Here is a 20,910-nt window from a genome sequence, read left to right as displayed (position 1 = left end):
TCGACGGTATCACACGGACCGGTGTCCCGACGCGGCGGTCACTGCCCGCGCCGTGCCGGCGGTGATCGCTCCCAGACGACAACAGTCCGTATCAGTACCGTTCGTCGAAGACGCCCGGCTCCTCGAGATCCTCGACGAGCGTGATCTCGTCGGGTGAGACCACGAGCCGTTCGGCGAGTGCCTCGGCGAGGGCGGACTCGTCGGCGGTTCCCTCACAGACGATTTCGAGGTGGTCGACCGAGTCCGGCCGCGTCACTCGGACCGCGTACTCGCCGGACAGCCCCCCGAAGGCGGCGAGCACCGCGGGGATGGCCTCCGGATACAGCTTGACGCCTTTGACTTTCAGCCGGTCGTCGGTCCGCCCGACGACGCCGTCCGGGAGGACGAGATCGCCGCCACGGCGTTCCAGTTCCGCCAGGTCCCCGGTGCGAAACCGGACCAACGGGAAGCCCTCCTTGCGGCGGTGCGTGACGACGACTTCGCCGCGCTCGCCGATCGGCAAGGGATCGCCGCTGTCGGGATCGACGATCTCGACGATCGCGTAGTCGTCCGCCACGTAGAGGCCGTCCTCCTCGGCCGTCTCGGCGGCGACCGGCATGACGTGTCGGGTACCGAAGTAATCGATCGCCGTCTCACAGCCCAGCGCCGCCTTGAGCCTCTCGCGGTAGCCGGGAATCGAGGTGAACGGCTCGCCACCGCCGACGAACGTGTCCACGGACGCGCCCGCCTCGGCGATCTTCATCGCGAAGGACGGGTTGCCGACGAGGACGTCGACGTCGAATTCCGAGATGAATCCCGCGGCCTGCTCGGAGTCGCCCGGACCGACCGGAAACACCTCGGCTCCCAGTTCCTCGAAGCCCCGCTGGAGGAGCAGCCCCGTCCCGAAGAGGGTGTAGCCGAACGTATTGAGGACGCGGTCGCCGGGGTCGATCCCCGCGGCCTCGAAGACGTCGGCGTTGACGCTCGCCTCGTAGTCGAGGTCCGCACGGGTATCGAACATCGGTGCGAGGTCCTCGCCCAGCGGCGAAAACGAGATCATCGCTCCCGGCGTGTACAGCGATCCCTCCGGACCGTGGTCTTCGAAGTCGGTTTTCAGGTCGTCGGGGTCGGTAAGCGGGATCGACTGGAACGCTTCCCAGGAGTCGACGTCGGCCGGATCGACGTTCGCGTCCTCGAACGCCTCGGCGTAGAGATCGTGTTCGGCCGCCCGCGCCAGCTGGTCTTCGAGGTCTTCGAGCACCGTGCTGTCGTACATACGGTGGGTATGCTCGCCACACCTACAAAGGAATTTCCCAGGGGCGGCCACGCGGGTCGATCCCCTCCCGTGCCCAAGATCGCGGGGATCAGAGGGACGGGAACACCGGACGCCGCGGCGAAAGGCCTTACCGCGGATCCTCGAGGTCTTCGAGCGCGTCGGGGTTTTCGATACTGCTCATGTCGCCGAGGTCTTCGCCCGTGTAGGTCGCCTCCACCGCCCGGCGGATGATCTTCCCCGACTGTGTTTTCGGGAACTCGTCGACGAACAGCACCTCCCGCGGCCGGAAGGGCTTTCCTTGTTCTTCGCCCACTAGCTCGCGGACGTCCCCGCGCAACTCGTCGGTCTCCTCGACGCCCGATTCGACGATCGCGTAGAGGACGACCGCCGTCCCCGTCGTCTCGTCCGGGACGCCGACGGCCGCCGCCTGATTGACGTCGTCGTGTTCCATCGCCGCCCCCTCGATCTCGGCGGGACCTACCTTCCGTCCCGCCACGTTCAACGCGTCGTCCGCGCGCCCGTGTAAGAACCAGAAGCCGTCCTCGTCCTTTTGAGCCCAGTCGCCGTGGTTCCACATCGGCGGGTCCTCGAACGTCGACCAGTACTCGTGGAGATACCGGTCGTCGCCGCCCCACAGCGATTTCGTCATCGCCGGGTTCGAATCCCGCGCGACCAGATAGCCGCGCTCGTGATCGTCCGTGATCGACTCGCCGGTCTCGTCGACGACGTCGACGTCCATCCCCAGTCCCGGCCCGCCGAGCGTACAGGGTTTCAGCGGCTGGGTCGGCATCGGCATCAAGAAACAGCCGAAGATTTCGGTGCCGCCGGAGATGTTGATAATCGGGGTATCGCCGCCGCCGACGTGGTCGTAGAACCACAGCCACGACTCGGGATCCCAGGGCTCGCCGGTCGAACCCAACAGCCGCAGCGAGGAGAGGTCGTAGCCCTCGACCCACTCGTCGCCCTGCTTGCGGAGCGCGCGGATGGCGGTCGGAGAGATGCCGAACTGGGTGACGCCGTGGCGGTCGATCAGTTCCCAGAACCGATCCGGCTTTGGGTAGTCGGGCGCGCCCTCGTACATGACCATGGTGGCACCGAAGGTGTGGGTACCGATGAGCGTCCAGGGGCCCATCATCCAGCCGATATCGGAGACCCAAAAGAACCGATCCGACGGCTTGAGATCGAAGCCGAAATGCAGTTCCTTGGCGGGTTGCATCTGTGCGCCGGCGTGGGTGTGGACGATGCCCTTCGGTTTGCCGGTCGTCCCCGACGAGTAGAGGAGCATACACTCTTGATCTGCGGGCAGTGATTTGGTGTCGTAGTCGTCGTCTCGCGGCTCGATAGCGTCGTGCCACCACTGGTCGCGGCCGTCCTGCCAGGGGACGTCGAGGTCGGAGCCGTCGTCACTGGCCCCGAGGCGATCGAAGACGACGGTGTGTTCGACGTGGCCGGCCTCGGCGATGGCGTCGTCGGCAGCGTCCTTGAGAGTGATCTCGGAGCCGCGGCGATAGAAGCCGTCGCCGGTAAAGAGGACGGAGCACTCGGCGTCCTCGATGCGGGTGGCGGTGGCGTCGACACCGAACCCGGAGAAGATGGGGACGACGATGGCACCGATCTTGAAACACCCATAGAGGATGGGAATGACCTCGGGGACCATGGGCATGTACAGCCCGACGGTGTCGCCGGTATCGATGCCGACGGAGTCGAGGTAGTTCGCGACCTGATTGGACTGTCGACGGAGTTCGTGGTAGGTGAGTTGGCGGACGTGGCCGTCTTCGCCCTCCCAGATGCAGGCGAGTTTGTTGCGGGTCTCGGCGTCGAGGGCACCGTGGCGGTCGACGGTGTTGTGTGCGACGTTGAGTTCGGCACCGGGATACCAGCGGGTGAACTGTGGGCCGTCGGTATCGTCTCGGACGGCATCGTAGTCCCGATAGAACTCGACGCCGAGATAGTCGGGGAGGTCACCCCAGAACCACTCGAGACCGGAGTGTTCGTGGCCGGTCTCGGTGGTGGTACGCTGGATGAGGGCGTCGTAGTCGGAGATGCCGTACTCGCGCATGAAGGCGGCGAGATTAGTGTCCTCGACGAACGAATCCGTGGGTTCGTGGACGACCTCGTCGCGAAGGGCTTCGATATCTTTTGTCATGGTTCGTGATTGTCCGGCGATTTTCTTCGAGCGTTCTTTATTCTACCGGTGGCCGCTACGGGCCGTTCCCGTCGGAGCGCGGTCACCGTCCGCACCGTTCCGGCGGTGACTGCCACGTCGGGACACCGATCCGTTCATTAGGTGGGCGACCACGAGGGTGATCGGTGGGTTTATGATATCGTAAACTGCCTAGTACAGTATGGTTTACGAGATGGGCAACCGGACGGTCGACGGAGCCGTTCGGCGCGTCCTCGACGGCGAACGGTTGGATCGGACCGACGGACTCGCACTTCTCGCCCAGCCGGTCGACGCGCTCGCCGCCGGGGCGGACCTCGTCCGACGGCACTTCTCGGACGGGACCGTCGACTCCTGTGGCATCGTCAACGCGAAGGCCGGCAACTGCGCGGAGGACTGTGGATTCTGCGCGCAGTCGGCGCACTTCGAGACGGAGACTGACACGCACGGCTTTCTCGACCCCGAGGACATCCTCGGGGCCGCAAAGCGGGCCGAAGCCGACGGGACACAGCGTTTCGGGATCGTCGTCGCCGAAAAAGGCGTCTCGAAGAAGCGCCGACCCGAGGAGTGGGCGGACGTGATCGAGGCGATCCGGTTGGTCCGCGAGGAGACGTCGATCGAGATCGACGCGTCCCTCGGCCTACTGACGCGGGCCGAAGCGGAGGAGCTCGTCGCCGAGGGACTCAATCACTACAACCACAACGTCGAGACGTCGCGGCGGTACTTCCCCGAAATCGTCTCGACACACGACTTCGAGGACCGCCTGAAGACGCTTCGTCGGGCGAAACGCGCCGGGATGGACCTCTGTTCGGGCGTCATCCTCGGGATGGGTGAATCCCCGGCAGACCGAATCGATGCGGCGATCGAACTGCAGGAAATCGGCGTCTCGTCGCTTCCGGTGAACGTCCTCAACCCGGTCGAGGGGACGCCACTCGGCGAGCGCGAGCGCGCCGCCATCTCGACGGCCGAGATCGTCAAAACCGTCGCAGTCTATCGGTTCCTCCATCCCGAGGCCAGAGTGCGGCTGACGGGCGGCCGGGAGGTCAACCTCGAACCGGACGAACAACATCTGCCCTTCGAAGCCGGTGCCGACGGCATCCTGACCGGAGACTACCTCACGACCGAGGGACAGACGCCGGCCGACGACCTCGAAATCATAGAGCGGGCCGGCCTGGAGCCGAACCGCTCGGTCAACGCGTTCGCCCCGGACGATGTGCGCTCGCGGTATCACGGACCAGACGGAGCCGACACCGGACCAGACGGAGCCGACACCGGACCAGACGGAGCCGATACCGGAACAGAACCAACGGCGACCGTGGGCGAATCCACGGGCGGCTCCGGCGGTTGATAAACTCCCTGATGGTTTATGCGTAGAACGTTCTCATGAAGCGGTCTATGGCTATATACATCGGATTACTGACAGCGTTCCTGACCCGCCGTCGGCGCAGCCGACGCGGGTCGCCGTCGACGAGACCGCTATCAAAATCAATGGAGAGTGGTCTTGGGTGTATACTGCAATAAAGATCGGGATAAAGTTGATCGTCGGCGTACAGTTGTTTGGGCGACATAGCACCGGTCCGGCGGCTGCGTTTCTGATAGGCTGCACAAGAGCTTCGCTCTTGTGAACGCCGTATTTCTCGTCGATGGCTATGGCTATCAGACTGCCCTTGCTCGATCAGGACGAGCAGTCGGCTCGACTACGTCGACCGAAACCTCATCGAAAAGTGGTTTTACACACTCAATAGGCGGGTCGACCGCTTCCGTACCTCGTGGGTCGGCAGTCGGTCAAGCGCACGCGAATGGTTTGAACGGTTCGCGCACTACTATAACCGCCAACGACCGCGTCAATCGCTCGATGGACGAGCGCCAGTCGACGAGGTGCTGAACTAGACTGTGCTTACCGTTGATACGTCTTTGCTGATTTCAAATAATTCCGATGGCGTGAGAAAAATACGCCATGGGACCGGCATGCGCCGGCCACTGCGCTACTCGCTTGTCTCCGCTGTCTCTTCTCGAACCGTTAGCACGGGAACGTCAGACATCCGGACGACTTTCTCGGCGACGCTCCCGAGCAGGTACCGATCCAGGCCGGTTCTGCCGTGTGTTCCCATGATAATCACATCGACGTCGTGTGCGTCGGCGTAGTCGAGAATGACTTCGAAGGGGTTCCCCTCCCGCACCGCAGTCTGGGTTTCGACGCCGCCGAGTCGGTCAGCCGCCTCCTCGACGAGTGTTGTCCCGTGCGCTTCGACTGCCGCTCGGATCTCCTCGTCTTTCGTCCGGTCGCCGACCATTCCCTGTCCACTGCCTTCCGGGTCGCCGACCATCCCGCCGCGTCCCATCACTTCCGTGTCACTGGCGAGGCCGTGAGGCTCCGAGCGCTCGGCCACGTAGAGAACGTGGACGGTCGCATCGTACGTCTCCGCCAGGTCACGGCAATTGTCGAGCGCTGCCTCCGCACCGTCGCTTCCGTCGGTCGGATACAGGATATCTGTATACATTGTGAACGTTCTCCCCAGGCACTGCAACCGGGTGACCTTCGGCAGGGTGGAACTAAGTTCTTGTGCACCGTTCGTATGGTACGTGGTACCAGAGAACCCAGCCGGTGGCGCGCTCGGAGAATCCGGAGACGGTGCGTATCAGCTCCCGGTGTCGTATTTGTACGTCGCCTCCTCGGGATCGATCCCGAAGTCCTCGGCCGTCTCCTCGGGCTCCGAGTCGGCGTCGGCCTCGGCCGCGGCTTTGAACCGCTCGCGGAGCCGCTCCGGCATCACGAAGTCATCGGGGTCGATCACCATCGGGACGGCATCGGGGTCGAGCTGTTCGCGTTTGGCCTCGAGTCGTTCGGCGAGGGTCCGGGGGAGTTCGGATTCGGGGACGGCCTCGAAGCCGAACTGGGCGAGATACTCGTGGGCACTCGAAAGCGAGTAGACGCGGTCGAACCCCTCGGTGTCAGCCCCATCGACGAGACGTTCGATGACGTGTGCGCCGACACCCTGGCCCTCCCAGCCGTCCAGGACGCCGATGCTCGTCAGCTCACAGAGCTCGGTTCCCGACTCGGCCCCCGTCTCCCCGCCGTCACCGATCTTGTGGAGGCGAATCCGGCCGAACCCGGCACGGGTGTTCGACTCTTCGTCGACGGCGATGACGTAATCGCGGGACCGAAACGCCGTCTCGTCCAGGTCCATCGCCTCGATGTGCTCCAATAGCCAGGCCTCATCGCGGTTCTTCGCGTCCCGGACGTACATGACACGTCATAGGAGATGCCGATTCAAAACCGTTCCCCCTCGGGACGGTCGGGGCCGTCTCCTGCTCCGCACACCCACACGGACGGGGAGCCAGTCCCCCCTACACGTTTTCCCTATATGTTTCCCCTATACGTACTCGTCGAGGAACTCGACGATGGCGGTGTAGGCCTCGATTCGGTTGTCGCGCTTCGCTATGCCGTGGCCCTCGTCCTCGAAGCCTGCGGCGTGCCGGTGGTGTTCATCCGAAATGAGAGCGTCCCGTCGGAACGGAACGACGCCCCGAAGGCGCTGCGGACGTTCAGGTAGCGCTCGATGTCGTACTCGTACACACCGGATCTGCAGGGGTCACGAGTCATATCGTTTCCCCTCACAGTCCCCGCTACGATCCGGGTCTCGTTTATAAACGTAAGCGCCGTTCCGGTGGATCGTGCGGAACGGGGGCGGACATCGTTCCTCCCACGTGTTCCGAGCCCTTTTTGACAGCGGCCGCCGTCGGCTGTCGTATGCGAATTGCGGTCGTCTTCAGGGATCCACCGCCCCAATCGGAGCGTGCCGGCGCGCGTCGGCTCCGACGGCTCGCGACGGCACTGGACGACCGCGGCCACGAGGTCACGATCTACTGTCTGCCGTGGTGGGAGACGTCGGGTCGCCGGATCGAGATCGACGGCCTCGGTCACGAGGGAGTCACCTTCGAGCACCCGGCGCTATACTACAGCCGGATACCGGGACTCCTCGTGCGCCACGATCCGGACCTCGTCGTTGCCTCGGCCGCCCCGTCGGGGGCGGTCCTCTCGGCGTGGCTCGGCGCGCGGCTGGCTCGGGTGCCGCTGTTTGTCGACTGGTACGGCGATGAACCCCGCGTGACGGAGTCGCAGTGGCTCGGACAGGCGGCGAGTCTGCCGACACGGATCGTCACCCCTTCGGAACTCCAGCGGACGCGCGTCCGTGAGTACGGGGCGAGCGAGACGAATACGACTGTCGTTCCCGACGGGATCGATTTCCCGAGGATACCGGCGACCGACCCCGCCGAGCGAATCGATATCGCCTACGCGGCCCGCCTCGATGCCGACTCGAACCTCGAGGACCTCCTGCTCGCGCTCGCGGAGCTCCGGGAGATCGAAGGATGGGAGGCCACGGTGATCGGCGACGGTCCCGAACGGACCGCCTTCGAGACGCAGACGCGGGACCTCCAGCTCGGCGATCGCATCGAGTTCGTCGGCGACATCCCCCGCGAGGAGCGGATCGCCGTCTACCGCGGGGCACACACCTTCGTCCAGACGGCCCGCCACCAGTCCTTCGCCCGGGAGTTGCTGTGGGCGCTGGCCTGCGGCTGCGTCGGCGTCGTCGAACTACAGAGCGATTCGAGTGCCCACGAACTCGTCGAGCGCCGCGAGCGAGGAATCAGGGTGACGGATCTGGACGACCTCGACGAGGCGATCGAGGCGTCCTGGACGCTCGGCTTCCGCGACCTCGACACGGCGTTCCAGGGGTTCGACCACGCCGCAGTCACCGGCAGCTACGTCGAGTTGTTCCGTGAGGTCGGGGTCGATGCGCGCTGATGCTGCCGGACGGATTTCCCCGCCGCCGACCGTACACCGGGACGCGGAACGCTGCGCTTCCGGGAGGGACGTCCGACAATGTGAAGAACACACCCGCGTCAGGAGACGTGCGCCGCGACGTCGGCCTCCGTGATTATGCCGCATAGCTGACCGTCCTCGACGACCATCACCGCGTCTTGGTGATTGAGATGAGCGTTTACTTCGTCCAGCGTCGCGTCCGGCTCGACGGTCGTGATCGCCTCCCGCATCGCGTCGGCGACCGGACGTTCGCCCGCGCTGTCCGGATCGAGTCGACGGATATCGGAGTTCGAGATGATCCCTTGCGGACGCCCGTCCCGGACGACCGGAAGCTGGGAGTATCCTTCCTTGACCATCACGTCGATCGCCTCCCGGACGCTGTCGTCCGGGGCGACGTCGACGACACCCTCGTGCATGATGTCGGCGGCATGCATCACGGCGCTTTCGGCCTCGTCGAGCGCGTTGACGATGCGTCGGAGCGTCGAGAGCCGTGGGTCTACGTCCCCGCCTTCGATGCGCGCGATCAACGGCTGGGAGACGTCGGCCCGGTCGGCGAGCTCACTCTGTGTCAGCTCCAACTCCGTCCGACGCTTTTTTAAATCGGCGTTCGTCGGCAGGTCCATCGTCATGCCGAGCAATTACTTTGAGTTATACAAAAATCTTCCCCTCGGCACGATGGTTTATATACTAGACGGTTGCCAGACGGCGTGTGCGCTGATACGTCGTGGCCGACCCCCTGGGCGGGAGTACGGGGACGGGTCGGCCCCATCCGCTCGCCCCGTCTGTTCGCTACAGTTCTAGCCCGCGGATCGAGACCCCATTACCCGACTCGACGCGACCGATGATCCGTGCGTCGTCGAGGTCGGCAGCGACCGCTTCCGCATCCGCCTCTGGAAGCGCCGCGACGAATCCCGTGCCCATGTTGAACGTCCGATGCATCTCCTCGTCGGTGATCTCCCCCTCGGTCTGGATGAACTCGAAGACCGCCTGCGGATCGAAGGCATCCTCGATCACGTAACGGTTCTCCCCCATCCGTTCGAGGTTCGTCCACCCGCCGCCGGTGATGTGGGCCGTCGCATGCGTGTCGACGGCGTGCAGTGGCTCGAGGACCTCCCGATAGATGCGCGTCGGTTCGAGCAACACCTGGCCGATCGTCCGATCCCCGTCGTGTGGGAACGGGTCGGTGTAGTCGTGGTTTCGGGTAACCGCTTCCCGCGCGAGTGTCAGCCCGTTCGAGTGAATCCCGGAGGAGGGGATGCCCACGAGGCGATCACCGATCCGCGCATCGCCGTCGAATAGCTCCGCCTCGGTCGCCAAGCCGGCACACGCCCCGGCGAGGTCCAGCCCTCGTATAACCTCGGGCATCACCGCGGTCTCGCCGCCGACGAGTGCGATATCTGCGCGCTCTGCGCCGGCGGCAAGGCCGTCTCCGACCCGCTCGGCCGTCTCGTCGTCCGGTGTTTCGACGGCGAGGTAGTCGACGAAGGCGACCGGCGTCACGCCCGCCGCGATGAGATCGTTCGCGTTCATCGCGATGCAGTCGATGCCGATCGTCGAGTAGTCGGAGAGCGCCTCGGCGACAAGCAGTTTCGTCCCGACGCCGTCGGTCGCGAGTGCCAGGTAGCGATCACCGATGTCGACGAGTCCGGCGAAGTCGCCATCGAACTCGCCGATCGCGCCGAGAAGTGCGGCGGTCGCCGCCTCGCTCTCGTCGATGTCGACGCCCGTCTCGGCGTACGTGAGCCCCTTATCGGGGTCGTCGTCGCTCATACCACAATGGCTGACCGAACGGGGCAAAAACGCGTCGGTTGGCCTCGTCGGCGATCAGAACCTCGGAAAGCCAACGAGGAGGAACGCCCCGACCGCCAACAGCACCGAGCCGGCGAAGACGACCGCGAACGCCGGTTTGCTCCACGAGAGGACTGATTTCCCGTCGAGCGGTCCGAACGGGAGCATGTTGAACGCCGCGAGGAAGGCGTTGATCAGGACGCCGAGCCCGCCGACCTCGCCGAGAAAACCGCCGACGAAGACGAGCGGGAGGAAAAGCGCCACTAGTCCGACGTTGGTCAACGGCCCGGCGACGGAGACCAGCCCACCCTGTCGCCGTGTGATCCGGCCGCGGTGATACACCGCGCCGGGTGCGGCGAACAGAAAGCCCGCGAACGCGGCACCGACACACAGCGCTAACATCCTGTAATCGGCCTTGAACGATGCGGTCTGTCCGAACCGGACCGCGACGACTTTGTGGGCAATCTCGTGGAGGAGAAAGCCGACGCCGACGGTCAACATGCTGGCGGTGAACACCCGAGCAAAGGTCGGAGAGAACACCGCGTTGGCGATATCGGGAAACACCGCTCGCCCGGTAGCGACGAGGATGAAGACGCTGAACGCGACGCCGAGTGCGGCCCACGCGACGAGGAGATCACGTATCTCGTCGGAGTAAAACCGAACACCGCTGATACGAACGGCACTCATGTGAGTCCCCCGGTCAGGATCTCCAAGCTGTTGCGTGCGGCCTCGATCATCAGCCTCGCGACGCCGCCGGCACCCTCGATTCCCGAGCCTGCGAACAGATACGGCAACAGTACCGTCGCGAAGACGACGCTCCCGACGAAGCTTCCCACGTTCGTCAGCGCGACGATCATGATGAGCTTGAACAACGGTACGGACGTGAGATCGTTCCATAGCTGCCGGAGCGGTGCCTCCTCGTCGGACATGATCTCGTTGAGCGTCGAGATATCGCCGACATTGACGTCGAGATACCGCAACTCGACGTATCCCGCGAACCATCCGGGGGCGAGAAGCGGGTTGACGCTCGTCAGCCACGCGATCGCGCCGCCGACTCCCGCCGAACGCCAGTGGGCACCGGCGAGTTTGGCGAGGCCGAACGCGAGGATCCCGTTGATCATGAACCACGCCACAAATAGCCGGAACAACAGCCCGCTGGAGGCACCCTCGACGCCGGTATACGTCGCGATCGCCAACAGCACGAAGAAGACGAGAAAGCCGAGCGTAAAGACGTAGCCGAACACCTTGTACAACGAGATCCGGCCCCCGGAAGTCCGCCCGGTGATCGACTCCATCGGCGGCAGCAACGACGGCGTTTCGAGGTAGCGCTCGATCCCCTCTCGATGTCCCGCGCCGACGACCGCGATGACGTCGTATCCCTTCTTTCGCAGCGTGACGAGCTGGTGGGCGATGTAGGCGTCGCGTTCGTCGATGAGCGCCTCCGCGCCGCCCGGGGAGAACCGGCGGAACTCCTCCATCATCGCACCGACGACGTCGGTGTCGGTCATCCGGTCGATGTCGATCTCCTGGAGGTCGTCGTCCTCGGGGGCGAGCCCCTCCAGTGCGAGAATGACGGCGACCCCGATACACAGCCCGAGACCGAGCGCGACGATGACCGTATCGAGGAGCCCGACGAGGACACTCGGAGCGAGCGACTCCGGGACGACAAACGGCCCCGCGACGGCACCGGCGAGGATCGAGAATACCAAGCCGATACCGATACCGACGCCCATTCCGATCTCTCGGGGATCGCCGAGGCCGACGGCGAGGCTGCCGCCGAGTCTTAGCTTTTCGGGGAATGACAGCCGGGCCCAGAACCGCTGTATCGTGACCTGGATGTCCCGATCGACGAGTGCGACGTCGATCCCCGCGGCTTCCGCTCGCTCGACTGCGGCCTTCATGTCCGCCCCCGGTTCGATGTCGAACCGGTCGCCGAGGCGTGCCTGCACGTACGAGAGCATCCAGTAGGCGAGGAACTGATAGACCGTATTCCCCTTCAGGAGGTCGCTTGCGTCGAGGTCTTCCGGTGCCTCACCGCGTAGTTGCCGATACCGGCCTTCGTCGAGTTCGACGGCGACGACGTCGGGTCGCTCCTCGTCGATAACCGACTCGACCTCCTCGACGCTGGCCTCCGAGACGTGGGCCGTCCCGACGACCCGTACCGACCCCGCTTCGGCGTCCCTACTCATTGTCGGAACCTGTCGGGCGAGCGGTTTACGTGTATCGGGACAGAGAAACCGGAGGGCCCGATTGGCGGCGGCGGTCCCACGCGAAATGATCGTGCGAAGCCGATGCCGGTGTCGTCGGGACGGACGCTCTATCGGACGACCGTCACCAGGACGGACGCTCTATCGGACGACCGTCACCGGGACGGGGGAGCGACGGACGACCGTCTCCGCGACACTGCCGAGCAGGATCCGTGAGATGCCGTCGCGTCCGTGGCTCCCGATGACGACGGCGTCGATCCCGTTCTCGTCGACGTATTCGATGATCGCGCGGGCGGGTGATCCGACGACCGTCTCGGTCTCGACATCGGCGTCAACCGCGTTCGCCGCCCCCTCCAGTAGCTCTTCGCTCGATTCTTCGGCCTGCTCGTACCACTCGTCCCAGTACCCGGCCATCGCCGCTTCCGGCGCGGCCCCGTAGCCCGCCTCGACGAAATCGAGTACGTGCAACAACACGACGTCGTCGTCCCCGTGTTCGGCGTTGACGTACTCGACGGCCGCCTCGGCCTGCTCGGACCCATCATATGGAACCAGCACTCTCATATCAGGTGCTATCCCGCCGTCGACTTAGCGGTGGCGATGGGGTGTCACTCCCCCGCCCTCGTGCGGACCGTCGTCGGGGCCGCTTCACCGACGATCGAGGTGGATACTCACACTGCCGGCGAGCCGTTCCTGATGCGATCGCGACACCGGCGCGCGAACGGCTCGACGTCGGGATCGCCGGCGGTATGAGTCTCTGCGGTCGGGGGTGTTGGCTGGGCGAACGTATCTGACCAGGCGGGTTTATATATGATCACGCGATAGAGAGCGGTGTGTACAGACTGTGCGTCGTCTGTCTCGTGGTGCTTGCGGGCTGTTCCGGGCTCGGCGGCGACGCCGTCGATCGGGGGTCGACCCCCACGGAAACGGTGACCCCGGTGCCGGTTCCGGAGGCAGATTCCGACGTGGCTCGGACGTCGGGTATCGACGACAGCGGGGTTTCCGATCCGACAGCGCTCGCGTCCGCACACGACGAGCGACTCGAGAATCGCTCGTACACGCTGGTGTCGAACCAGACCGTGCGATACGAAAACGGGAGCGTTCGCTCGCGCTACCGAATGGAACTTCGCCTCGCACGAAACCGGACCTACGCCTCGACCGTTCGGACCGGCGGTCCGGAGGGGCCGAAGCTGTTGGGCGAACCGCCCGCAGTCTCGGCGTTTTGGTCCGATGGGGAGACCTACGTTCGGGCGTTCGGCGAGTCGGACCCGATCTACAACCAGTTCTCGCCCACCGATTCCGGGGTCGGAACCTGGCGGTTCTGGGCGTCGACGGGGGCGTTCGACGTCTTTGCCACCCCGACCCGGGTGATCGAGCGGAGTTTCGAGGCGGTCCCGACCCGGACCGAGACGAGTCGATCCGTCGGCGGCGTCGAACGCTACCGGCTGGTCGACGCCGAGGGGCCTGATACCGAACTCCCGTTCCCGGAGGCCGATCCGGCACGGAACGTCACCCTCCTGGCGGAGGTCGACCGGACCGGACTCGTACGGCACCTCGAACTCGAGTACAGCGGTCGGATCGACGGGAGCTCCGTGGCCGTCACCCGGCGGATCTCCTATGTTGACGTCGGGACGACCGACGTCGACCGCCCGGCGTGGTTCGATCGGGCGACGTGATACGGATCGACGTCACACGCGACCGGCGATCGCCGCCCCCGGCCGGGTACTCGCCGGGAGACGGCCGCGATGCCCCGTGAGCACCGTCACCGCCATTCGCCCGGATGATACAAGTGTTTTTGACCGGGGCGCCGAGGGGCCGGTATGGAGACCGAGACCGCCGGCCCGCCCGTCGATCCGGACAGAGATCGCTCGGGACGGACGAGCCCTGAGGGAGAAGGGGTACCGAAAACGAGACACGGAGGTACCGAAAACGAGACACGGAGGTACCGATGACGAGACACGGGACGGATCGGACGGTCGAACTGGTCGAGCGCTCGCTCGATCCGGAGACCGCGACCGTGTTCGAGGACCGCCTCGACGAGCAGGCCGCGTGGCTCCGTGAGGCCATCGAGGAGGGGACGATGGACAACGCTGACTTTGCGGTCGGCCTGGAGATGGAAATCTATGCGGTGGAGAGCGGCGATGCGTCCAGTCCGGCCGACCATGCGGCCGGCACGGATGGGGCCGCTGTTCCGCGTCTGGCTCGCCTGCCGGAGGGCGTCTTCGAGACGCCGGCGGCGAACAAAGAACTCGGGCGACACAACGTCGAAATCAACACCGAGCCGACGGTGCTCGGCGAGGACGGCCTGGCGGCCCAAGCCGAGGGGATCCGCGAACGGACCCGATCGGCTCGGGCGGCCGCCCGCGACCACGGCCGCGAACTCGTTCTCGATGCGATGTGGACGCTTCCGCCGGAGGAGGGCACGCGGCCGTATCTCTCCTCGACCGCGGAACGCGACGGCGTCGTCCTCGCGGAGAACATGCGTCAGGATCCGCGGTACGTCGCCATCGACAATCACGTCCTCGAGTACACCGACGGCGGACGGATTCCGCTATCGGTTCCGGGGGTCGACACCACTTTCCCGACGATCCTCTTCGAGTCGCTCGCCACGTCGATTCAGCCCCACCTCCAGATACCGAGCGCCGACTCGTTCCCGGCGTACTACAACGCGGCGATCCGGACGCTCGGCCCCGTCCTCGCGCTGTCGGCGAACGCACCGTTCCTCCCGGCGGAACTGTACGACGGCGTCGACGATCCCGAGGCACTCGTCGAGGCGACCCCACACGAACTCCGTATCGACGTCTTCGAGCAGTCGGTCAACCGCACGCCGAACGCGAAAGTCAGGGTTCCGCACGACATCGAGACCGCCACCGACGTCGTCGACCGCGTGCTCGGGGACGACCGATACGCCCCGTTTCTCCGGGAGTGGATCGACAGCGAAACGGATCGCGAGAGCCTCTCGGAGCGCGTCTGGGAGTTCGACCACAAACGCGGGACCTACTGGCGGTGGCTGCGCTGTGTGATCGGCGGCGACCGCGTCGACGCGGCCAACGACGAGCGATCGTTACGCATCGAGTACCGCCCGATCCCGACCCAGCCGACCGTCACCGACGTCGTCGGGATGCAAGCGCTCGTCGCCGGATTGATCCGTGGACTGTGCGAGGCCGATCACCCGATCACGACGCTACCGTGGGCGGCCGCCGAGTCGAGCTTCTACGACGCCGTCGAGGAGGGACTCGACGCCGACCTTGAGTGGGTGACCGCCGAGGGCGAGCACACGACCGACCGGGCGATCATCTTCGGAGAGGTCTTCTCGCACGCACGCGAGGGACTCAGGACCGCGGGCGTACCGAGTGATGCGGTCGACCGGTATCTCTCGCCCATCGAGGGCCGCTGGACGGCTCGGACGACCCCGAGTGCCTGGAAGAAGGCTCGCGTTCGCGAGGCGCTGGCCGAGGGGGCCGATCTGGCGGACGCCATCGCCACGATGCAACGCGAGTACGTCCGCCGCAGCCTCGACGGTGACGCGTTCGTCTCCTGGCTGTGAGTCAGAAATCCGGGAGGTCCTCCGGAGCCTCGTACTCGGTCTCCCAGTCGATGTAGTCCCGTTTCAACGTCCGGCTGATCGTCTCGCCGAGTTCGGCCATCGCGGCGTTGATCCCCGAGACCGTCTCCCAGGAGGACAGTCCGGGGTGAAGGGCACGCTCCTTCCAGTCCTCGGGGATTCCGGGGGCGTGGTAGCCGACCCGATCCGCGAACGCGTCCCAGAAGAAATCGAAATGCTGTATCATATCCAACTCGGCGACGATCGCGAACTCCCGTTCGTCTAAGTCCGTGTCCTCGGTCCACTCCTCGAACGCCTGCTCCCACGCGCCCTCCCGCAGCAGCGACTCCAGCTCCTCGCGTTTGTAATCCGTATCCCCGACTACTTCGGCGTCGTCGTAGTCGTTCGGATCCGTCTCCTCCAGTTCGGGCGGGTCTGGGCGGTCGACGTCTAGGGTCATACCGTCGGATACGTCCACGCGACCCATAAGCGTAGTGTCGCGGCCCCCGACGGCGGGCCAGCGCTCGGTATATCCGGAGGGCGCTCCGATACTCGGGCCGGATCCGATGGTACTTCGATACCCGACGTGGCCCTACGCCGTTCGCTCCTCCGGGAAGCGTTCGTATCGGACCGAGAGGGTCGTACTCGAGACGGTCGAACGCTCCACGTTGAGCGTGTCGTCGAACGCGTCGCGGTCGCTACCGGGGTCGAGACCGAGCCGATCGGGGAGCGCGAACGCGATGAAACGGTACCCTTGGTTGTCGGCGGTCTCGTGACAGGGCGAACGGTATCCGATCGTACCCTCGCCGTTCGTTCCCTGTCTCGCGCCGGCCGGCGAATCGAGTCGCCCCTCGCTCGGAAGGCCGGCCGGGAGTTCGAACGGATCGGCCGCCGGGAGCCCCCAGAGCAGCCAGATCGTCTGTGGGGTGTACCCGCGGAGCCACTCGCCGACGATCGCAACCGATTCGGCCCGCTCGGGCACCCCCTCGATCCGAAGCGGCGGGGAGTCGCCCGCCCCATCGCAGGTGTACCGTTCCGGGACGGTTCTGTCCCCGTGGCCGGGCAGAGTGAGGCGAAATTCATCACCGGCCGGAACCGGCGGATCGCCACCGATGGTACAGCCAGCCGACAGGGCGGCCGGGAGAGCCGCGACCAGCTCGCGTCGTCGCATGGCCGTCGTAAGGCCTCCGAACTCAAGACCGCATCGCAATCGGACCCCGACTCGCCCGGGCGACCCGACGGCGGATAGTTGATTACGGTCGAGAACGATCCCCCGAATATGAGCGTAGAAATCGTACCGCCGACGCGACGGATCTGTGAACGCTGCGGCCGAACCGACGTCTGGGACGCCGACGCCGATAACTGGGTCATCGTCGAGGAGGACGGCGAACGAAAGACCGGCGACAGACACTGTATCCACGAGTGGGACATCAACGGCCAGTACAATCCCATCACGGGGGAACTGGATCGGGAGGGCTGATACTGCCGGCTGTCCCCGGTACACGCGAGTTGCGACCCCAGGGTGCGACAGGCGGTCGCGACGGACAGCCGGCAGTACGACCGGGGCGGACGCGCTCGGTACGTCACACCGGGCGAACCGAGACAGCGCCGACGGCCGCCGGACGTAGACCGTCGGTACGGATCGTTATCGTTCTCTCACGGGTGGCGACCAGCCGTGTCGGTCCGCGACGTAGGAGATAAATCCCGGGAACTCGTGGTCGTGGCCGAGCACCTCGATTGCGAACTCGGGTTCGGGCATGTCGGCGAACCCGCCGGACCCGACTGTCCGTCGTAACACCTCCTCTACGTCCGCCGAACTGTCCGAGAAGGCGTCGGTAAACGCCGTCGCCGGACCGCCAAAGCGGTCCTCGAAGGTGTCCTTCGCGTCCGTGTAGGCGGTCGTGAGCCACTCCTTTCGATGTGTCCCGTAGGCGTCCTCGTATACGGCGTGCAGCTTTGAGAACTCCGCCGCCGTGAGCGGGTCGGTCGCCGAGAGGAACGTCACGAACGTGAGCGCGGCCTCGCTCGTCGGTGGGTCGTCGGCGTCGGCGCTCGGGAACCGGAGTTCGTCGACCGGAGCGACCGCCGTGTTCGGCGTCGACGAGAGGGAGGCGGTGTAGGCTCCGTCCGGGCGCTCTCGTATGTAAACCGTGTACTGAAACCGGTCGTGTCGGAACTGTCTGACGACGTCGTCGGCGTGGCTGTTGCCGAGTCGGCCGTACCACCGTTCGACGCCCAGATCCGACAGCGGCGGGGTGAACGCCGTCGGCGAAAAGACGAGATGGACCAACTCGGTCCGGCTCAGCCGCGTCGTACACGGAACCGCCGCGAGATCCCGCAGGACCCGTTCGCGGTCGCCGTCGAGTCGGGCGCTCCGACCGCAGGACTCACAGACGACGCTTCGTCCCCCGGTCGGGTGTTCGGGCGTCACCGTCGGGACGTGATCGCCGACGGGAACGTCGGGGAGTTCGTATCGTCCACACGGGACCGATGCGAGTTCCTCCAGCGCCCGCCGGACCGGTCCCTCCGCGGTGACCGAGTACGGGACGGTGACCCCACAGGAGTGACATCGGAGGAACCGATCACGTGGGTGCAGCGAGGGGATGTGGTCACGAGCGGCGACGTTCGGGTCCACGTCGAAGTCCCGAAGCGTCGTCGACCGGGCATCCTGGGTTGCCATGCCGACGCGTTCGGAACCCTATTTAAAAACCGTGCGCCCGGTGTGCGCGTCTGTTTCGAGCGCCGAAACGGGGCGAATACACCGCTCGAAACCCGACCCGTATTTAAATACAGGACGGGCGAACGGACAGGAAGCATGACGGGCCGGCTGAATCCTCGCGGCGACGATCCAGGCGAGTCACACGGGACGGTCCGGGAGCCGCCACACCGGCCCGGCTCCGGGGAAGCCACAAGCGAGCGGCGGGACGGGGCGAATCCCCCCGACGGGAACCGGTCGGTTCCGGTCGAAGCGACGAGCGACACGTCGGCTCCGGGGCGAGGTGCCGGCGTCGATCCCGACCCGGCCGACACACTGGCGGGGACCGCCGAGTCCACCGAACCGCCGGCGGACGACGTCGAGTCGTATCTGCAGTCGCGGCATCGACGCCGCGATCACGGCGGGGAGCGGCCGACTCACCGGTGGGAACACAGCGGCGAAAGAGAGAGGGCGGGGCAGAGACCGTCGCCCCCCCACGATGAGCCGGCCCCGCCCCAAGCCACCGGTTCGGCACCAACTCCGGCCGCCTTCCTGGCGGAGCTCTCGGGTCCGGAGGTCTCGAGGCCGTATCTCGACCGACTCCCGGACGCGTACACCGCCCAACTGGAGGTATTCGAGTGGCTCGAAGGGCTGCTCACGGCGGGCGGCCCCGACGCGACGACGTCGGCGCTCGCGTACTACGAATCGATCGGGTGGCTCTCCGAGCGGAGCCGCGAGGAACTCGAAGACGTCGTGTCGGGGCTCTCAGCACCCGGACCGGGGGCCGCCGCCCCGTCGCTCGGGATCGACGACCACCGCGAGAGCCTCCGGTACATCGCGCGGTTGGCCCACCGACGGAACCGGTGAACGCCCTGCGAGCGGGGTCCGTCTCTACTCGCCCCTGAGGGGGCCACTGTCGAACGCATCGGCATCATTACGAACGAGTCGCTCGGTGCCATCGTGCTCCGTGAGTGCACCGTCCTCAAGCCCCTCGTTCACCGATTCAACGGTCTCGGGTGCGACCTTCTCTGTTATCGAACTCATCGAGAACGCGATCACGTTCTCGGATCGAGACGTCCCATCCGTGACGGTCGGTCTCGATACCGACGGTGAGATGGTCGCGATCCGGATTGCGGATGACGGCCCCGGCATCCCGGATATGGAGCGTCACGTACTGGTCGAGGGCGAGGATATCCAGCCGCTATACCATGGGAGCGGCTTCGGGTTGTGGCTCGTCAACGTGCTCGTACACCACTCCGGTGGAACGCTGGCCGTTACCGAGAACGATCCGCGCGGAACCATCGTGACGATGCGACTCCCGGCTAGTTGATATACTTCGAGACCCGAGAACGGCTCCAGATAGCCGACGGATGGCCGTACGTGGCCGATCACGCGTCCACAGTCGATGTCGCTCGATCAATCGGTCCGGTCTACTGGAGGGATCGAAAGGCCTCCCAGGCGGGATCCGTGCCGGGATGTGCGATCCGATCACCATCGACGGTGACACCGTTCCCCTCGGATACCTCTCCGATGACATTCACGGGAGTGTCCCGGTCTTCGAGGGCATTCACAACTGAACGGACGTGTGTCTCCGGTACCGTGATGAGGAGCGTCCCCCGCGAAGAGACTTTCCACGGATCGAGATCCACCGCCTCACAGACACGGGCGACATCTCTCTGAACGGGAAGACTGTCCCTCGAAACAGCGAGATGGAGACCGTTCACGTCTGCCATTTCGACGAGCGCACCCTGTAGCCCACATTCGGTTGCGTCGTGCATTGCCGTCACGGGCCCTGCGCTCGCAGCGGTGAGTGCATCACGAACGAGCGTTGTCTCCTCGAGTCGCGCTTCCGCCCGGTCGAGAACGTCCGCACCGACACCGAGTCGGTCGCCGGCGAGCGCCGCGAACAGCCCAGCTACCTCGATACCGGGACCGTCCGTGAGGACGATCCTGTCCCCCGGCTGTGCACCGTCGGGTCGGATAACGTGTTCTGGGCTTCCAACGCCCATTGCCGTTGCGCCACCGATCCACGGGAAGGACACGTCCTGCCGGGAAGTATGTCCGGTTACGACGCTCACCCCGAGCCGTTCGCATTCGGCGGTCATCGCCTCCCAAAGCTCCGCGAACTCGGCATCGGTCATCTCGGATGGTAGTGTGAAGTTGATAGAGAGGAAAGACGGCGAGAGACCGCTGACCGCGACGTCCGAAAGAACACTGTGCAGCGCTAACGTTCCCGCTCGTGCGAACCCGAGCTGGGGGAGAACGGAGACAGGATCGGTGGCGACGACGATACGTTGATCCCCAACCGCAAGAACGCCGAAGTCGATCCCGTGTTGAGGACCAACAGTGACCGAATCCCGATCAGCGCCGAGGGTAGCAGAGATGTGTTCTTCAAAAAAATCCGCGTCGATCTTACCGATCGTTCCAGCCATTATCGT

At 65.4% G+C, this 20,910-nt stretch carries 22 protein-coding genes and 1 pseudogene; 9 read left to right on the top strand and 14 right to left on the bottom strand.

Annotated elements, in window-relative coordinates; all coding sequences use genetic code 11:
- Positions 1–91: 91 nt before the first annotated feature.
- Together HZR14_RS05510 and HZR14_RS05505 are read right to left on the bottom strand one after the other, a co-directional pair.
- Entirely contained in the window at positions 92–1,255 is a 1,164-nt protein-coding gene (locus HZR14_RS05510) for a phenylacetate--CoA ligase family protein (protein WP_181691862.1), read from the bottom strand.
- Positions 1,256–1,382: 127 nt separating this feature from the next.
- Positions 1,383–3,401 carry an AMP-binding protein gene (locus tag HZR14_RS05505; RefSeq protein WP_181691861.1) on the bottom strand — a complete coding sequence of 673 codons (2,019 nt, stop codon included), beginning with the start codon at positions 3,399–3,401 and terminating at the stop codon, positions 1,383–1,385.
- A gap of 199 nt (positions 3,402–3,600) precedes the next feature.
- Here HZR14_RS05505 and bioB point away from each other — a divergent pair, with 199 nt between their 5' ends.
- Positions 3,601–4,764 carry a biotin synthase BioB gene (gene bioB, locus HZR14_RS05500; RefSeq protein WP_181691860.1) on the top strand — a complete coding sequence of 388 codons (1,164 nt, stop codon included), beginning with the start codon at positions 3,601–3,603 and terminating at the stop codon, positions 4,762–4,764.
- Between the two features lie 16 nt (positions 4,765–4,780).
- Positions 4,781–5,306 (top strand): annotated as a pseudogene (locus HZR14_RS05495) (transposase domain-containing protein); the annotation flags it as partial.
- Between the two features lie 95 nt (positions 5,307–5,401).
- Here HZR14_RS05495 and HZR14_RS05490 read toward each other — a convergent pair.
- Positions 5,402–5,917: a universal stress protein gene (locus HZR14_RS05490; RefSeq protein WP_181691859.1), complete on the bottom strand. Its 516-nt coding sequence runs from the start codon at positions 5,915–5,917 to the stop codon at positions 5,402–5,404.
- Positions 5,918–6,055: 138 nt separating this feature from the next.
- Complete coding sequence (locus HZR14_RS05485) at positions 6,056–6,664, bottom strand: GNAT family N-acetyltransferase (protein ID WP_181691858.1); 609 nt, start codon at positions 6,662–6,664, stop codon at positions 6,056–6,058.
- Positions 6,665–6,781: 117 nt separating this feature from the next.
- On the opposite strand from HZR14_RS05485, the gene HZR14_RS05480 reads away from it, so the two are divergent.
- Together HZR14_RS05480 and HZR14_RS05475 are read left to right on the top strand one after the other, a co-directional pair.
- Complete coding sequence (locus HZR14_RS05480) at positions 6,782–6,970, top strand: hypothetical protein (protein WP_181691857.1); 189 nt, start codon at positions 6,782–6,784, stop codon at positions 6,968–6,970.
- A gap of 197 nt (positions 6,971–7,167) precedes the next feature.
- Positions 7,168–8,223 (top strand): glycosyltransferase family 4 protein, encoded by a 1,056-nt coding sequence (locus tag HZR14_RS05475; protein ID WP_181691856.1) that lies wholly within the window; start codon positions 7,168–7,170, stop codon positions 8,221–8,223.
- A gap of 98 nt (positions 8,224–8,321) precedes the next feature.
- Here the strand turns inward: HZR14_RS05475 and HZR14_RS05470 are convergent, their stop codons facing one another.
- The 5 genes from HZR14_RS05470 to HZR14_RS05450 all read right to left on the bottom strand — a co-directional run bounded on the left by HZR14_RS05470 (position 8,322) and on the right by HZR14_RS05450 (position 12,797).
- On the bottom strand, positions 8,322–8,864 hold the full coding sequence (locus HZR14_RS05470) for a CBS domain-containing protein (protein WP_181691982.1): 543 nt from the start codon (positions 8,862–8,864) through the stop codon (positions 8,322–8,324).
- A 166-nt stretch (positions 8,865–9,030) separates the two neighbouring features.
- Positions 9,031–10,011, bottom strand: a complete 981-nt coding sequence (gene purM / locus HZR14_RS05465) for a phosphoribosylformylglycinamidine cyclo-ligase (protein ID WP_181691855.1) — start codon at positions 10,009–10,011, stop codon at positions 9,031–9,033.
- Positions 10,012–10,065: 54 nt separating this feature from the next.
- Positions 10,066–10,716: a zinc metalloprotease gene (locus HZR14_RS05460; RefSeq protein ID WP_181691854.1), complete on the bottom strand. Its 651-nt coding sequence runs from the start codon at positions 10,714–10,716 to the stop codon at positions 10,066–10,068.
- Positions 10,713–12,218, bottom strand: a complete 1,506-nt coding sequence (locus tag HZR14_RS05455; RefSeq protein ID WP_181691853.1) for a TraB/GumN family protein — start codon at positions 12,216–12,218, stop codon at positions 10,713–10,715. The genes HZR14_RS05460 and HZR14_RS05455 overlap by 4 nt, the downstream gene beginning before the upstream one ends.
- Positions 12,219–12,377: 159 nt before the next feature.
- Positions 12,378–12,797: a universal stress protein gene (locus HZR14_RS05450; RefSeq protein ID WP_181691852.1), complete on the bottom strand. Its 420-nt coding sequence runs from the start codon at positions 12,795–12,797 to the stop codon at positions 12,378–12,380.
- 269 nt (positions 12,798–13,066) lie between these two features.
- Between HZR14_RS05450 and HZR14_RS05445 the strand changes: the two genes are divergently transcribed.
- Both HZR14_RS05445 and HZR14_RS05440 read left to right on the top strand, forming a co-directional pair.
- Positions 13,067–13,909, top strand: coding sequence for a DUF7537 family lipoprotein (locus HZR14_RS05445; protein ID WP_181691851.1), 843 nt, complete (start codon positions 13,067–13,069; stop codon positions 13,907–13,909).
- 272 nt (positions 13,910–14,181) lie between these two features.
- Positions 14,182–15,780 carry a glutamate-cysteine ligase family protein gene (locus HZR14_RS05440; protein WP_181691850.1) on the top strand — a complete coding sequence of 533 codons (1,599 nt, stop codon included), beginning with the start codon at positions 14,182–14,184 and terminating at the stop codon, positions 15,778–15,780.
- Position 15,781: 1 nt separating this feature from the next.
- On the opposite strand, the gene HZR14_RS05435 is transcribed toward HZR14_RS05440, so the two are convergent.
- The gene (locus HZR14_RS05435; RefSeq protein ID WP_181691849.1) at positions 15,782–16,237 is read right to left on the bottom strand and encodes a DUF7992 family protein; all 456 of its coding nucleotides are present in this window, start codon (positions 16,235–16,237) and stop codon (positions 15,782–15,784) included.
- A gap of 132 nt (positions 16,238–16,369) precedes the next feature.
- Entirely contained in the window at positions 16,370–16,948 is a 579-nt protein-coding gene (locus HZR14_RS05430; protein ID WP_181691848.1) for a YbhB/YbcL family Raf kinase inhibitor-like protein, read from the bottom strand.
- A 108-nt stretch (positions 16,949–17,056) separates the two neighbouring features.
- Between HZR14_RS05430 and HZR14_RS05425 the strand changes: the two genes are divergently transcribed.
- Positions 17,057–17,257: an HEWD family protein gene (locus HZR14_RS05425; protein ID WP_181691847.1), complete on the top strand. Its 201-nt coding sequence runs from the start codon at positions 17,057–17,059 to the stop codon at positions 17,255–17,257.
- 165 nt (positions 17,258–17,422) lie between these two features.
- Here HZR14_RS05425 and HZR14_RS05420 read toward each other — a convergent pair whose 3' ends face one another.
- A complete protein-coding gene (locus tag HZR14_RS05420) occupies positions 17,423–18,457 on the bottom strand; it encodes a hypothetical protein (protein WP_181691846.1) in 1,035 nt (344 codons plus the stop codon).
- Positions 18,458–18,592: 135 nt separating this feature from the next.
- Between HZR14_RS05420 and HZR14_RS05415 the strand changes: the two genes are divergently transcribed.
- A complete protein-coding gene (locus HZR14_RS05415; RefSeq protein ID WP_181691845.1) occupies positions 18,593–19,339 on the top strand; it encodes a FlaD/FlaE family flagellar protein in 747 nt (248 codons plus the stop codon).
- Positions 19,340–19,363: 24 nt separating this feature from the next.
- On the opposite strand, the gene HZR14_RS14355 is transcribed toward HZR14_RS05415, so the two are convergent.
- Complete coding sequence (locus HZR14_RS14355) at positions 19,364–19,516, bottom strand: hypothetical protein (protein WP_255479186.1); 153 nt, start codon at positions 19,514–19,516, stop codon at positions 19,364–19,366.
- Between HZR14_RS14355 and HZR14_RS14350 the strand changes: the two genes are divergently transcribed.
- Positions 19,506–19,802, top strand: coding sequence for an ATP-binding protein (locus tag HZR14_RS14350; protein WP_370464960.1), 297 nt, complete (start codon positions 19,506–19,508; stop codon positions 19,800–19,802). The genes HZR14_RS14355 and HZR14_RS14350 overlap by 11 nt on opposite strands.
- Positions 19,803–19,902: 100 nt before the next feature.
- Here HZR14_RS14350 and HZR14_RS05405 read toward each other — a convergent pair whose 3' ends face one another.
- Positions 19,903–20,904, bottom strand: a complete 1,002-nt coding sequence (locus HZR14_RS05405) for an AIR synthase family protein (RefSeq protein ID WP_181691844.1) — start codon at positions 20,902–20,904, stop codon at positions 19,903–19,905.
- Positions 20,905–20,910 lie beyond the last annotated feature (6 nt).

The organism is Natronomonas salinimetallica (assembly GCF_013839515.1).
In the GTDB taxonomy this organism is placed as follows: domain Archaea; phylum Halobacteriota; class Halobacteria; order Halobacteriales; family Haloarculaceae; genus Natronomonas.
The sequence above is the reverse complement of the archived record's forward strand: the minus strand, read 5'-3'. Positions and strand labels throughout refer to the sequence as shown.

Excerpts from the sequence above, each read along its gene's own strand:
- HZR14_RS05510 (WP_181691862.1), bottom strand. The coding sequence starts at position 1,255 with ATGTACGACAGCACGGTGCTCGAAGACCTCGAAGACCAGCTGGCGCGG.
- HZR14_RS05505 (WP_181691861.1), bottom strand. The coding sequence starts at position 3,401 with ATGACAAAAGATATCGAAGCCCTTCGCGACGAGGTCGTCCACGAACCC.
- bioB (WP_181691860.1), top strand. The coding sequence starts at position 3,601 with ATGGTTTACGAGATGGGCAACCGGACGGTCGACGGAGCCGTTCGGCGC.
- HZR14_RS05490 (WP_181691859.1), bottom strand. The coding sequence starts at position 5,917 with ATGTATACAGATATCCTGTATCCGACCGACGGAAGCGACGGTGCGGAG.
- HZR14_RS05485 (WP_181691858.1), bottom strand. The coding sequence starts at position 6,664 with ATGTACGTCCGGGACGCGAAGAACCGCGATGAGGCCTGGCTATTGGAG.
- HZR14_RS05480 (WP_181691857.1), top strand. The coding sequence starts at position 6,782 with ATGTTTCCCCTATACGTACTCGTCGAGGAACTCGACGATGGCGGTGTA.
- HZR14_RS05475 (WP_181691856.1), top strand. The coding sequence starts at position 7,168 with ATGCGAATTGCGGTCGTCTTCAGGGATCCACCGCCCCAATCGGAGCGT.
- HZR14_RS05470 (WP_181691982.1), bottom strand. The coding sequence starts at position 8,864 with ATGGACCTGCCGACGAACGCCGATTTAAAAAAGCGTCGGACGGAGTTG.
- purM (WP_181691855.1), bottom strand. The coding sequence starts at position 10,011 with ATGAGCGACGACGACCCCGATAAGGGGCTCACGTACGCCGAGACGGGC.
- HZR14_RS05460 (WP_181691854.1), bottom strand. The coding sequence starts at position 10,716 with ATGAGTGCCGTTCGTATCAGCGGTGTTCGGTTTTACTCCGACGAGATA.
- HZR14_RS05455 (WP_181691853.1), bottom strand. The coding sequence starts at position 12,218 with ATGAGTAGGGACGCCGAAGCGGGGTCGGTACGGGTCGTCGGGACGGCC.
- HZR14_RS05450 (WP_181691852.1), bottom strand. The coding sequence starts at position 12,797 with ATGAGAGTGCTGGTTCCATATGATGGGTCCGAGCAGGCCGAGGCGGCC.
- HZR14_RS05440 (WP_181691850.1), top strand. The coding sequence starts at position 14,182 with ATGACGAGACACGGGACGGATCGGACGGTCGAACTGGTCGAGCGCTCG.
- HZR14_RS05435 (WP_181691849.1), bottom strand. The coding sequence starts at position 16,237 with ATGACCCTAGACGTCGACCGCCCAGACCCGCCCGAACTGGAGGAGACG.
- HZR14_RS05430 (WP_181691848.1), bottom strand. The coding sequence starts at position 16,948 with ATGCGACGACGCGAGCTGGTCGCGGCTCTCCCGGCCGCCCTGTCGGCT.
- HZR14_RS05425 (WP_181691847.1), top strand. The coding sequence starts at position 17,057 with ATGAGCGTAGAAATCGTACCGCCGACGCGACGGATCTGTGAACGCTGC.
- HZR14_RS05420 (WP_181691846.1), bottom strand. The coding sequence starts at position 18,457 with ATGGCAACCCAGGATGCCCGGTCGACGACGCTTCGGGACTTCGACGTG.
- HZR14_RS05415 (WP_181691845.1), top strand. The coding sequence starts at position 18,593 with ATGACGGGCCGGCTGAATCCTCGCGGCGACGATCCAGGCGAGTCACAC.
- HZR14_RS14355 (WP_255479186.1), bottom strand. The coding sequence starts at position 19,516 with ATGAGTTCGATAACAGAGAAGGTCGCACCCGAGACCGTTGAATCGGTG.
- HZR14_RS05405 (WP_181691844.1), bottom strand. The coding sequence starts at position 20,904 with ATGGCTGGAACGATCGGTAAGATCGACGCGGATTTTTTTGAAGAACAC.